The sequence below is a fragment of the Peptoniphilus sp. BV3AC2 genome (assembly GCF_000478945.1).
Classification (GTDB): domain Bacteria; phylum Bacillota; class Clostridia; order Tissierellales; family Peptoniphilaceae; genus Peptoniphilus_B; species Peptoniphilus_B duerdenii.
The window spans coordinates 20,796-34,269 of the sequence record NZ_AWXD01000011.1 but is presented as its reverse complement, the minus strand read 5'-3'; the positions used below and the strand labels follow the sequence as shown (position 1 = coordinate 34,269).

General features: G+C 30.9%; 11 protein-coding genes and 3 pseudogenes. All 14 read left to right on the top strand.

Annotated elements, in window-relative coordinates; translation table 11 throughout:
* Positions 1-188: 188 nt before the first annotated feature.
* The 14 genes and pseudogenes from HMPREF1252_RS09840 (at position 189) to HMPREF1252_RS03740 (ending at position 13,467) form a co-directional block, all read left to right on the top strand.
* The gene (locus tag HMPREF1252_RS09840) at positions 189-362 is read left to right on the top strand and encodes a hypothetical protein (protein WP_023059430.1); all 174 of its coding nucleotides are present in this window, start codon (positions 189-191) and stop codon (positions 360-362) included.
* A 181-nt stretch (positions 363-543) separates the two neighbouring features.
* The gene (locus HMPREF1252_RS03795; RefSeq protein ID WP_023059448.1) at positions 544-1,071 is read left to right on the top strand and encodes a PcfB family protein; all 528 of its coding nucleotides are present in this window, start codon (positions 544-546) and stop codon (positions 1,069-1,071) included.
* A 202-nt stretch (positions 1,072-1,273) separates the two neighbouring features.
* Positions 1,274-2,305: a YhcG family protein gene (locus HMPREF1252_RS03790; protein WP_023059438.1), complete on the top strand. Its 1,032-nt coding sequence runs from the start codon at positions 1,274-1,276 to the stop codon at positions 2,303-2,305.
* Positions 2,306-2,370: 65 nt separating this feature from the next.
* Positions 2,371-2,856, top strand: a pseudogene (locus HMPREF1252_RS03785) (phage replisome organizer N-terminal domain-containing protein); the annotation flags it as partial.
* Between the two features lie 154 nt (positions 2,857-3,010).
* Positions 3,011-4,081 (top strand): YhcG family protein, encoded by a 1,071-nt coding sequence (locus HMPREF1252_RS03780; RefSeq protein WP_023059433.1) that lies wholly within the window; start codon positions 3,011-3,013, stop codon positions 4,079-4,081.
* Positions 4,082-4,163: 82 nt separating this feature from the next.
* Positions 4,164-4,865, top strand: a complete 702-nt coding sequence (locus HMPREF1252_RS03775) for a hypothetical protein (protein ID WP_023059445.1) — start codon at positions 4,164-4,166, stop codon at positions 4,863-4,865.
* A 152-nt stretch (positions 4,866-5,017) separates the two neighbouring features.
* Entirely contained in the window at positions 5,018-5,242 is a 225-nt protein-coding gene (locus HMPREF1252_RS03770; RefSeq protein WP_004825731.1) for a hypothetical protein, read from the top strand.
* A 3-nt stretch (positions 5,243-5,245) separates the two neighbouring features.
* On the top strand, positions 5,246-6,892 hold the full coding sequence (locus tag HMPREF1252_RS03765) for a recombinase family protein (protein WP_023059446.1): 1,647 nt from the start codon (positions 5,246-5,248) through the stop codon (positions 6,890-6,892).
* 3 nt (positions 6,893-6,895) lie between these two features.
* Positions 6,896-6,979 (top strand): annotated as a pseudogene (locus tag HMPREF1252_RS09515) (Maff2 family mobile element protein); the annotation flags it as partial.
* A gap of 10 nt (positions 6,980-6,989) precedes the next feature.
* Positions 6,990-7,853, top strand: a complete 864-nt coding sequence (locus HMPREF1252_RS03760; protein WP_000466919.1) for a VirB6/TrbL-like conjugal transfer protein, CD1112 family — start codon at positions 6,990-6,992, stop codon at positions 7,851-7,853.
* Between the two features lie 9 nt (positions 7,854-7,862).
* The gene (locus tag HMPREF1252_RS03755; protein ID WP_002838520.1) at positions 7,863-8,153 is read left to right on the top strand and encodes a hypothetical protein; all 291 of its coding nucleotides are present in this window, start codon (positions 7,863-7,865) and stop codon (positions 8,151-8,153) included.
* Between the two features lies 1 nt (position 8,154).
* A complete protein-coding gene (locus tag HMPREF1252_RS03750; RefSeq protein WP_023059431.1) occupies positions 8,155-8,565 on the top strand; it encodes a PrgI family protein in 411 nt (136 codons plus the stop codon).
* The gene (locus HMPREF1252_RS03745) at positions 8,456-10,879 is read left to right on the top strand and encodes a VirB4-like conjugal transfer ATPase, CD1110 family (RefSeq protein ID WP_081695915.1); all 2,424 of its coding nucleotides are present in this window, start codon (positions 8,456-8,458) and stop codon (positions 10,877-10,879) included. The genes HMPREF1252_RS03750 and HMPREF1252_RS03745 overlap by 110 nt, the downstream gene beginning before the upstream one ends.
* A gap of 7 nt (positions 10,880-10,886) precedes the next feature.
* Positions 10,887-13,467, top strand: a pseudogene (locus HMPREF1252_RS03740) (CD1108 family mobile element protein).
* The last annotated feature ends 7 nt before the right edge of the window (positions 13,468-13,474 follow it).

Genomic DNA, 13,474 nt, shown 5'->3' with positions numbered 1-13,474 from the left:
GAGAGGAGAAAAAGAAAGTATCATAGAAAAGATAAAAGAATATAAGCAAGATAGTGATAGCTTTAATAAAAAAAGACAAATGACTAAAGACTATTACAAAAATCAAGAAAGATAAGACCTGGTAAAAATATCTTATCCAAGCTATAATATGACCAAGAAAATAAAGGCAGATCTAGGAGGTAATAGAGATGAATAAAAGGCAAGAGCTAATAGATGAACTCATAAAAGCAGATCAAGATGGAACATACAAAACATATAAAAGCACAGAAGAAATAAAAGAAATGAACAATGAAAAAATACAAGTTTTGTATTCCAACATGAAAAACTATCTATCAGACAAAAGAACACACACAAACTACTAAAGGTGGAAAGGTACTGTAAGCTATTTAAAAGTATAAAAGGTACAAATACCTAAGAAATATATAAAATATCAAAATAAAGCATTCCACCACCAAGAACAATAAAATAAAAACAATCAAAGGGAAGTATAGAAAAATTAAAGCCTATACTTCCCTTTTTTAATTCAAACAAAGGAGAGAAAACATGATAAACGAAGAAATAAGCAAAGAAGCAGGTCAAGCAGCACAAACCATAATAACATACACAATAAAGGCAGCAAAAGAATCAATCAACTTAGACAAAGAAATAAGAAAAAAGATGAATGAAACTTTAGAAAAAGCAAATGGCAACCTCAAAAGCCTTATGGGCGATGAAATGAAAATAAAAGACCTCTACAAAAAAGGACAACTAGAAAATATAAGCATAGATCAAAGCGACCTCAAAGAATTAAAAAAAGAACTAAACAAACTTGGAGTAAGCTTTTCAATAATGAAAAACAAAGAAAGCCAAAACTATGAAGTATTTTTTCAAGCCAAAGACATAAAAGTAATGGAATATGCCTTTAAGCAAGTCATAGCCAAGGAAAATAAAAAAGAAAAAGAAAGTATTCTAAAACAAATAAAGAAATACAAAGACCTATCCAAGAACAAGGATAAGACAAAAGAGAAAGTAAAAAGAAAAGTAAAAGAAAAAGTAAAACCAAGTAAAAAAGATATGACCAGAGAAATCTAAGGGAGTAACGAAAAGTTACACCCTTAAATAACCATAATAACAAGACTTCCGAAAAGCAGAAGTCCAGAATTCCGAAAATCGGAAATCAAGAATTTCGATTATCGAAAATCTGGGAAATATCAATGTAGAAAGGATATAAAATAGAATAAACACAATATTTATGATATAATTAAAGCAGTTAAGAGGTCAAAGAGGTGCTTGTATGAATAAGAAAAATAACATAGATAGGGTTCATGATGATGTTTTTAATAGTATAAAAACATTAATGGATAAGGCAAGAAATCAAGTTGCAAGAGAAGTCAATAATATTTTAGTGCAAACTTACTGGGAGATTGGACGTATCATCGTAGAAGATGAGCAAGGTCATTCTGAAAGAGCAGAGTATGGCAAAGAGCTTATAAATGATTTGTCAAGACAACTTACAAAGGAATATGGTAAGGGATTTTCTAAGTCTAATTTATTTAACATGAGAAACTTATATTTATCATATCCAATTTTCCAGACACTGTCTGGAAAATTGACTTGGTCCCATTATTGTGAACTCTTATCAATCAGCGATGAAAAAAAGCGAAGCTTTTATGAAAAAGAAAGCATCAACGCAAATTGGTCAGTAAGGGAACTTAAAAGACAAATCAAAACATCACTATTTGAAAGGTTGCTCTTATCAGCTGGAGAAGAAAACAAAGAAAAAGTCTTAGACCTAGCCTTAAAGGGCAATGAAATAAATAATGCAGCAGATCTTGTAAAAGACCCTTATGTATTTGAATTTTTAGGATTTCCAGAAGAAAAACCAATGCTGGAAAGTGACTTAGAAAAAGCACTCATAGATCATATCGAAAAATTCTTGCTAGAACTCGGCAAGGGTTTTATGTATGTAGGAAGTCAACAGAGGGTAACACTAGGAAATACCCACTATTATGTGGACATGGTATTTTACAATAAAATATTAAGGTCTTATGTCTTAATCGAACTAAAGACAAGTAAGCTAATGCCAGAAGCAGTTGGGCAAATCAATATGTATCTTAATTATTATAAGGCAGAAGTTAATGATGAGATGGACAATGAACCAATAGGAATAATCTTATGTACAGACAAAGACGGAGTCCAAGCAGAATACGCCTTAGGAAATTTATCAAATAAAATATTCGCATCAAAATACACCCTATATATCCCAGACAGGGAAGAGCTTGAAGAACAAGTAGAAAAAGTCATTAAAAAATACAAGGAAAAATAAAATATAAATTATAAGGAGAAGTAGAGAAAAAATCTACTTCTTTTTTTATTGCAAGGAGGATTAGAATGGCAATAAACAAAAGATATTATTGGATAAAATTAAAAGAAGAATTTTTCACAGACAAGAGGATAAAAAGACTAAGGAGAATATCGGGAGGAGATACCTACACGATAATCTACCTAAAACTTCTACTACTAAGCCTAAAAGATGAGGGCAAACTCTATTATGACGGCGTAGAAAGTGATTTTATAAAAGAGTTAGCACTAACCATAGATGAAACAGACGATGATGTAATGGTTACAGTTAATTATTTAATCAATCAAGGCTTATTAGAAGTTGTAACAGAAAATGATGAATATTATTTAACTGAAATACCAAGCCTAATAGGATCAGAAACAGCTTCTACAAGGCGTTCAAGAAAGTCTAGAGAATTAAAAATGTTGCAATGCAACACCAATGCAACACACAAGCAACAAAAGTGCAACGGAGAGATAGAGATAGAGAAAGATATAGAGATAGATAAAGAGAGAGAGGGAGAGATAGAAAAGATTTAACATTTTTGGTATAATCACATTAATCAAACTAAATGTGTAATGATAAAATTAGCTTGTTTACCTTAAGCTGATTGTGATAAAAAGATTAAAACTCCCACCATTGGTGCAAGAAATAGAATAAAATAAAGAAAATCAGATTGGAGTGATGAGAATGAATAAAAAAGATTTAGCTATTGTAGGAGATAGTGAATATATAAAAATGCTTGAGAAAATAAAAAAATCATATACAAGCAGGCAACTTAAAGCAGCAGTTTCGGTCAATTCTGAAATGCTAAAGTTTTATTATAGTTTAGGAGAAGAAATTATTAGCTTAAAAGCAGAAAGCAGATGGGGAAGCGGATTCTATAAAAAATTAAGTTCGGATTTAAAAAATGAAATTCCCAATGTTAAAGGATTTTCTGTTACTAATTTAAAATATATGAAGAAATTTTATGAAATGTATTCGCCATTAAATGGTCCACAGCTTGTGGACGATTTACAAATATCTAAAGTCGGTGGAGATTTTAATATGATTTTTAGTATCCCATGGGGACATCAAAGATATATTATGGATAGATGTGAGGGAAATTTGAATAAAGCATTTTTCTTTATATCTAAAACATTAGAAAATAGCTGGAGTAGAGCTGTGCTTTTAAATTTCTTGGATACAGATCTGTTTGAGAGACAAGGAAAAGCAATAACAAATTTCACAAATAATTTGCCTGCAACCCAAAGTGATTTAGCTAATGAAATGACAAGAGATCCGTATAATTTTGACTTTATAGCTATAAGGCAAAATTATGATGAAAAAGAATTGAAAGACGCTTTGATGGATAATATTCAAAAATTCTTATTGGAGCTAGGGACAGGTTTTTCGTTCGTTGGCAGAGAATATAGACTTTTAGTTGGAAATTCAGAAGAATTTATTGATATGTTATTCTACAACATTAAGCTTCATTGCTATGTAGTTGTGGAGGTTAAAATTTCCGCATTTAAACCTGCAGATATAGGGCAACTTGGAACCTATGTAACATCTGTAAACCATATATTAAAGGGAGATGGAGATAATCAAACAATAGGTCTTTTAATCTGTAAGACAAAGGATAATGTATTGGCAAAATATGCTTCTGAAAGCTCAAGAGAGCCTATTGGAATTTCAGAATATCAACTACAAAACTTAATTCCTGAAAGGTTAAAAGGAGCATTACCAACCATAGAAGAAATTGAAAACGAACTAAAATAAATTTTAAAAACATAATAAATGTACGCAAGGCGGTAGAATTAAAAACTATCGTCTTTTTTTATTTGAAGAAAGGTAGGAGAGCATGGCAGATAAAAGAATGTTTTCACTAAAGATAGTGGATAGCGACTTATTTTTGGATATGCCACTAAGTAGTCAATGTCTGTATTTTCATCTATCAATGAGGGCAGATGATGATGGTTTTGTAAATAATCCTAAGAAAATCATCAAGATTATCGGAGCTAATGAAGATGACCTAAAAATACTTATTGCCAAAGGCTTTGTGATAGTCTTTGATCAAGGAATTATCGTCATTACTCATTGGAAAATAAATAACTTTATTAGAAAAGATAGATATAAGCCAACAATGTATATAGAGCAGAAACAACAGCTTTATCAAACGGAAAATGGAGCATATATTTCAGAAGAAAAAGTTGGTTGTCATCTGGTTAACCAAAGGTTGTCAAGTGGTCAACCCAGTATAGGTAAGGGTAGATTAGATAAGGTTAGTATAGATAAGGGGAGAGAAGAACAGTCCACCCCCATTTTTTATGGAGAATTCAAAAATGTAAGTCTAAGCGAAGAAGAATATAAAAATCTTAAAGAAAAATTAAACTCACACACAGAAATAATGATAAATAAACTATCCAGATACATGGAAAGCAGTGGCAAAACCTATAAAAACCACTATGTAACAATCTTAAAATGGTATGAAGAAGATAAAGACAAACTAAGACATCAAGGTGGAAATAAAAAAATGAACTATGATGTAGGAGAATCTTTATAGATAAAAAGAGGTGGAAAGGCATTATTAAAGACTTTAAGTATGAAAAGGTATAAAAGTATGCCAGAGATAAAAAAAGATAAATATGACACTTAAAAGGCGATTAGAAAATTAAAAATCTAATCGCCTTTTTTTATTGTATGAAAGGATAAGCTATGACAAAAAGACAAACAAAATATATTGTAAAAAGAAATTATGATAATAGAAGAACAGACACAGACGCTTTTCTAAGATTAATAAAAAAATCAAGCAAATTAAATAAGACTAATGAAATTGAGTATAACAAATATAATATTGATAGTAATAAAAAAGAGTGCTATAATAAAAATAGTTTTAGAGAAAGTTGTGTTATTTCCGAAAACTCAAATAAGGAGGAATAGGAAATGATACAAACAAATTCAAATCACTTTTCATTCAAAGCTGCAATTTATTGCAGACTATCTAAAGATGATGAGCAGAAAGGAGAGAGTGCCAGCATACAAAACCAAAAGGAACTTTTAGAAAACTATGTAAAATCAAGGGGTTGGAGTATTTACGATGTATATATAGATGATGGATATACTGGATTAAATACAAATAGACCATCATTTCAAAGACTAATTAGAGATATTGAAAATAAAAAAGTGGATATAGTCATCACTAAGGACTTATCAAGGCTTGGAAGAAACTATTTGCAGACTGGATACTATACAGAAAATTTCTTCCCAAAGAACAATGTCAGATATATAGCTTTAAATGATGGAGTAGATACCTTTAAAGAAAACAACGAAATAGTTCCTTTTAAAAATGTTTTAAACGAGTTTTATTCAAGAGATGTTTCTAAAAAGATGAAATCTGCCTATATGACAAGGGCAAGGCAAGGAAAATTTATTGGTTGTCTTGCTCCAATAGGATATAGGAAAGACAATGAAGATCCACATAAATTAGTAATCGATGATGAAACTTCATGGATTGTTGAAAAAATTTTTGATCTTGCTTTTAGTGGTTATGGAGTACAAGCAATTAGAAGAAGACTTTTTGAAGAAAAAATACCTACACCTACCTGGTGGAATAGAAAAAAAGGACTTAGAAATAAAAAAACTAAGTTAGAAATGACCGTAGATGGTGGAGAGTATTGGTGGGACTGCACAACCCTAAAAGAAATTATTGAAAACCCAGTTTATATTGGTCATATTGCTAGTCAAAAAGTTAATTATAAATTCAAAGTAGGTTGGTTATCCGATAAACCTAAAGAGGAATGGATAATAGTAGAAAATACACACGAACCAATTATTTCTGAAGATATTTATAATATAGCAAATGAAAAATTAAAGAGCAGGAGAAGACCATTTAAAAATGGAGAAGAAAGCATATTTGCAGGCATTGTGAAATGTCCCGATTGTGGAAAATCTTTAAATCTTGGAAGAAACAAATCGAAAAAAAGAGAAAAGTTACTCACTTGTAACACTTATAGAAGATACGGAAAGTCATTATGTAGTCAACATAGAATTTATTACGATACTCTTTATGAGATAGTGCTTAAGGATATTAGAAAAAATGCAGAAATAGCATTAAAAGATGAAAAAGAAATTATAAAAGCACTTGAAAAATCACGAGAAATTGATAATGAAGAAGAACAAAAATTTATTATGGATAAGATTTACGAAGATCAAATAAGAGTAGAAGACTTAACTAAAAAGATTGAAAGATTATATGATGACTGGCTAGACAATAAGATAAGTGAAAGTAACTTCCAAAAAATTCTTGAAAAATCACAAAACGAACAAGATTATCTAAATCAAAGAATAAAAGATAATCAAAAATTGATTGTCAAAGAAGATCTTGAAGATATTAATGTTAAAAAATGGATTGAACTCATAAAAAAACATAGGGATATAAAGAAGCTGGACAAAGAAACCTTAAACGAACTCATCTCAAAAATCTATGTTCACGAAAAAGAAGTAGTGAATGGAGAAATCACCCAAACAATTGATATTTACTACAATTTCATAGGAAATACAGACACACTACAAGTATTTTACAATCTCTAATTAGGCATAAAGCAGCTTATGGCTGGTGGGGGAATTGTACTAATCGGTATTAAATTAATTCCACTACTTGCAAATGCTTTAAAATAGGAGAAAGTCTATGTTTGGTATCTTTGACAAGCTAACTGAATTTTTTAAGGATATGCTACTCGGAGGTATCAAAGCAAATCTTGAGTCCATGTTCTTAGATATAAATGACAAGGTAGGAGTTATTGCAACTGATGTTGGGAAGACACCAATGGGTTGGAATGGAGAAGTGTATAACTTCATAAAAAACATTAATGATAATGTGATCGTTCCAATAGCAGGTCTTATCATAACAGCAGTTTTATGTATTGAACTCATAAATATGGTTATGCAAAAGAATAATATGCACGATACAGATACTTTTGAGTTTTTCAAATACATTATAAAGATGTTTATAGCAGTCTACCTTGCAAGCCATGCCTTTGAATTTTCAATGGCAGTCTTTGATGTGGCACAAAATCTTGTAAACAAAGCGGCAGGGGTAATCACTACTTCTGCCACTGTTTCAGGAGATCAGATAGTTGCAATGGTTGATACATTAAAAGAAAAAGAAATAGGTGAGCTTTTAATGATATTAGTTGAAACAAGCCTTGTAAGGATTGCAATTCAATGTATATCTTTAACTATTACCTTAATAGTATATGGGCGTATGTTTGAAATATATGTCTACTCATCAGTATCATCCATACCATTTGCGACTATGGGAAATAAAGAATGGGGTCAGATTGGAACAAATTATATCAAGGGACTTTTTGCCTTGGGACTACAAGGTTTGTTTTTGATGGTATGTTTAGGTATCTACACCGTTTTAATAAGAACGGTACAGATTACAGATATTCACGCAAGCTTGTTTAGTATATTAGGATATGCTCTACTACTTGGACTTATGATGTTTAAGAGTGGAACAGTTGCAAAAAGTATTATGAATACGCACTAGGAGGAATAAATGTTAAAAAAGAAAAATTGTGCTTTATTGGGACTTGGAATTTTATTAGGAGGAACTTATGAAATCTTAAAAGAGAAAAAAAGAAATGAAGAGATTAGAAACTTAAAGAGGAGAATAAATAGACTCGGAAGATGTCACAATGAATTTGTTATGTATCAAGGCGAATACAATGACAGAAATGAAGAAAAACAAGAAGAATTAGAAGAAAGAATTAGCTACCTGGAAGAGGAAACAACATCTAATTATGACCATATACTTGAACTTTCCAAAGAAGAAGTAGAGGGAGATTAAAATGGCATATGTACCAATACCAAAAGATTTGGACAAGATTAAAACAAAGGTTGCCTTTAACTTAACCAAAAGACAACTTATAGGTTTTTCTGTGGCAGGACTAATTGGTATACCAACCTATTTATTTATGAAGAAATATCTACCTAATGATGTTTCTATCATTGTAATGCTAATAGTAACCCTGCCAATCTTTTTTATAACCTTATATGAAAAAGATACCTTAACTTTTGAAAAATGTTTTAAATTTTTCTATCTTCATAAGTTTTATCAACCAACTAAGAGAATAAGAAAGGAGGCATACATTGAAGCAAAGAAAAAAGCAAATCAGCGACTTAAATCTAAGGGAAAAACAATTAAAAAAAGACCGAAAGGAAGTAAGAAGGCTAAAAACAAAGAAAGATCCAACAAATAGTCTTCTAAGTGTACTTTTAAAGAAAGAGAAAAAGAGATTTACTGTTGAAGATACAATTCCCTATATAAGAATGTTACCAGAGGGCATTTGCCAGTTAGATGAAAAAAATTATTCAAGGACAATTTCATTTCAAGATATAAATTACCAGTTGGCATTGGAAGAAGATAGAGATTTAATCTTTAACCAATTTGCCAACTTTTTAAATTCTTTTGATCCAAGTGTCCACATTGAACTTTCGTATGTAAATCAATTAGGAAGAAATAAAGACCTACAAGATGCAATTAAAATTGCTGATAAGGGAGACTTCTATGACGATGTAAGAAAAGAGTTTAGGGAGATGTTAAAGCTTCAACTTGCAAAGGGCAATAACGGACTTAAAAAGATGAAGTATATAACCTTTACAACAGAAGCCGATAACCTAGAGCAAGCAAGAGCAAAGTTAAATAGACTTGAAGTAGATATTTTATCTAACTTTAAATCTATGGGAGTAAGAGCAGAAAGCCTTGATGGTGAAGAAAGGCTAAGACTTGTTCACGATATGTTAAATCCAGACAAAAACTTTTATTTTTCATATAAAGATTTGAAGAAGAAAGAGTCTACAAAGTCACATATAACTCCCAATATCTTTAATTTTGCACCAGTAAATAATTTTAAATTTGGTAAATATATTGGAGCAGTAAGCCATTTTCAAATACTTGCAAGTGAGTTATCAGACAGAATGTTATCTGAGTTTTTAGATATTGATGACAATATTTATGTAGCTTTTCATATAGATGTAGTTGAACAAGCAGAAGCCATTAAACTCATTAAGAGAAAAAATACAGACCTGGATAGAATGAAAATTGAAGAACAAAAGAAAGCAGTTCGAGCAGGATATGATATGGATATTATTCCATCAGATATAAATACTTTTGGTGCGGATGTTAAGTCCATGTTATCTGACTTACAAAATAGAGATGAAAGGCTCTTTGTAGTTACCATAGTAATGATGAATTTTGCTAGGACTAATCAAAAATTAGAAAATACTATTGCTCAAATCTCATCAATTTCTAACAGACATAATTGTCAGGTGAAAAGATTATCTCATCAGCAAGAGCAAGGACTTGTTTCTGTCTTACCTCTAGGAGTTAACCAAGTCGAGATAAAAAGATTTTTAACTTCATCATCAACGGCAGTATTTATGCCTTTTACAACAGAAGAGCTATTTATTGATTCAGCAAATTCTTTGTACTATGGCTTAAATGCCCTTAGCCAAAACTTAATTATGGCAGATAGGAAGAAACTCAAGAACCCTAACGGATTAATATTAGGAACACCAGGTTCTGGTAAATCTTTCTCGGCAAAGAGAGAGATGGCAAATGCAATTCTTGTAACAGACGATGATGTAATTATTTGTGATCCTGAAGGCGAGTATTCAAACCTTGTAAAACAATTTAATGGAGAAGTTATTAAAGTTTCAGCAAAATCAAAGGACTACCTTAATCCACTAGATATTAATATGAACTATGGAGATGGGGACGCACCTTTAAAGGATAAGGCAAACTTCATAATGTCTATGCTTGAACTTGTAGTAGGAGGATCTGGTCTTACTGCTGCAGAAAAATCAGTTATAGATAGGTGCTTACCAAAGATATACCAAAAATATTTTGAAGACCCAAAACCAGAAAATATGCCAATATTAGGAGATTTATACGATATGCTCCTATCTCAAGAAGAGGGAGTCGGTAGAAAACTAGCAACAGAAATGGAAATTTATGTTAAGGGAAGTCTTAATGTATTTAATAATAGGTCAAATGTTGACTTAAATAGACAACTACTCTGTTTTGATATAAAAGAGCTAGGAACACAACTTAAAAAAATAGGTATGCTTGTAATTCAAGACCAGGTTTGGAACAAGGTTTCCCTAAATAGAGGAAGCAAGTCTACTAGATACTATATAGATGAGTTCCACCTTTTATTAAAAGACCCACAAACTGCTTCATATTCAGTAGAAATCTGGAAAAGATTTAGAAAATGGGGTGGTATTCCAACAGGTATAACACAAAACGTAAAAGACCTTTTAACAAGTCAGGAAATTGAAAATATCTTTGATAATACAGACTTTGTTCTAATGTTAAATCAAGCATCTGGAGATAGGGATATTCTTGCTAAGAAATTAAAAATATCGCCTTATCAGTTAAACTATATAACTAATTCAAATGCAGGTGAGGGACTATTATTCTTTGGAAATACTATTGTTCCATTTATAGACAAATTCCCTAAAGACACCATGTTATATAAGTTAATGACAACAAAACCAGAAGAAGCTAAGTAGGTGTGATATGGATAAAAAACTAAAAAAAGATTTTCAAAAGAAAATTATACGAAATAGGGACGCTCCTGAAAAGAATCTTGAAAGTAAACTTGTTCATTCAGATGATTATACCAATAAGATTATTAAGACTAAGGATAGGTTCGGGGATAAAATTTCAGAAAAAGAATCTAAACTTATCCATGAGAATGTATTAGCTAAAGATCAAAAACAAGATAAACTAAAAGATTTTCAGAAGTCTAAAAATAAGGAAAGAATTAGAAAAGAAGTTTTAGATAATAAGGATAAGGCTGGAGAAACAAAACAAGCTAATCTTGAAATAAGGGCAGATGAAAGCTTTAAACTTGATGAAGATTTAGATGTAGACTTCAAAAAGGTGAATTTTGATAGTGAAAACAGTAGAAATATTAATTCTAATAAATTAACAACAGATGATATTTCAGCTGAGGTTCAACCAAAAAGCAATAAGAAGACATCAAGTAAAAGACAAGTTCTTAAAAATTATGAGGATAAACTTATCCATAGTAAGGATAAATTCCAAGACAAAATTAACGAGAAAGAGTCTAAGCGAATCCACACAAGTGAAGATAAACCTATCGAAGCAAAGAAAAGTAAGAGAATATATAGAAAAGAAAAGCTTGTTAAAGATGAAGTAAGTAAGAACGAAAGTAATACTAATATCGATAAAAAGCAAAAGCAGAAGCTTTATCAAGAAAAGAAGTTTAGGGATAAGGAAAAAAATTCTAATGAAATAAATAAAGAAAATAAGATAAGCGAAGTTGATACAGAAAAAACTTTTGATAATTCTGAGCTTAAAGACAATAATCAAGAATTTATGAAGGATGAAAAGGAAACAAGCCTTAAACCTTCAGAACAAAAGAAAGTTAATAAAAAGAAGACTTACTACAAAAGAAAAAATTATGAAAGTGATAAATTTACTCGCAAGAAAATCGATGACTTAAAAAATGAATCTAAGAAAGTTACAACGAAAGATTCCAAGAAAGCACAAGATGTTAAATATTTTATCTCAGATAAAAAGATTGGAGAGCTTGAAAAGTCTAAAAGTAAGCTAAAGAATAATATCCTAAAAAACAAAACTAAAGGAGGTCTATCTTCTGGGGTTTTATTATCTGGAGCTAAGTCTTCAGAGTTGGTGAGAGATTATTTAAGTTCAGGATCTGACAATACTGGTGTAGAATCTGGAGAAAAGGCCGCTAATGTAAGCTCTAAACTCCAGCATGGAATAAGGAAGTATAAGCTAGACAAAAAGAAAAAGTCATTAAAAAAGCTATCTAAATTTGATAAAAAAATAAGAAATAGAAAAAGTAAGTTGGAGTTTAAAAGTGGCTTGGAAGATTTAAAAAAATCAGATGCCTATATAAAGAAAAATAGATTTAAGAAGTTTTACCAAAGAAAGCAAATGAAGAGCATGATAGCTAAAAAGCACGAAACAAGACTTGTAGATAGAGTTAAAAAAGCTATTTTAAGTCTAGGTAAGGCTTCTAAAGAGCTAATCGTAAGAAAAAGTAAGATGATTCTATTTCTAGTAATAGGACTAGGTCTTATGATATCAATCATGATTGGTGGTGGAAGTGTTGGTATGAGTGGACTAAGCAATTCAGTAAACTCAGTAATGACAACAACATACCTATCACAAGATACAGTTCTAAGTGAAGTAAATCAAGAATTTTCATCAATGGAATATGACCTACAATCACAAATAGAAAGTGTAAAAACAAGTCATCCTGGATATGATGAATACATCATAAACAAAGAAGGAGAAATTGGTCATAATACCCATGAACTTTTATCCTATATAACTTCAAGATGTGGAGAAGTAAAATCAGCATCTGAAGTAAAAGGAATTTTAAAAGAGCTTTTTGACAAGATGTATAAGCTTGATTTTAAAGAAGAAATTGAAATTAGAACAAGAACAGTAGCAAGAACTAGATATGATAGTCGTGGCAATCCTTATACTAGCTATGAAAAAGAAGAGTACGAATATAAAAAGTTAATTGTAACTTTAAAGAAAAAAAGAAATGGATGAAGTTGTTAGGGAAATATTTAAAGATTATCCAGACAATGTAGTTCATTATGAAGCTCTTCTTGAAGCTAAGGGGAATATGGGAGATGTTTTTGGATCAGGTAATGGGGACTTAGGAGAAATAGTAGACAATCCAAACTTTGGAAATCCTGGTCTTGCTTTTGATTCAGCTACTGCAAAAGCCTTATTTAATGAAGCAGAAAAACATATAGGCAAAAGATATGTGTTTGGAGCAAGTGGACCATCTAACTTTGACTGCTCAGGTTTTGTATGTTGGTCATTTACTAAGTCTGGTGTAAAGAGAATGCCAAGAACAACTGCATGGAGAATATACAAAGACTATTGTAATCCAGTAAGTCCAAGTGAAGCTCAACCTGGAGATATTATATTTTTCCACTCAACATATAACAGTGGAACTCCAATATCTCACGTAGGAATATACGCAGGTAACGGAATGATGATTCACGCGGGAGATCCAATTCAATACACATCAATAAATTCAAAATATTGGAAATCACACTTTTATGGTTTTGGAAGACCAAGATAGAAGGGAG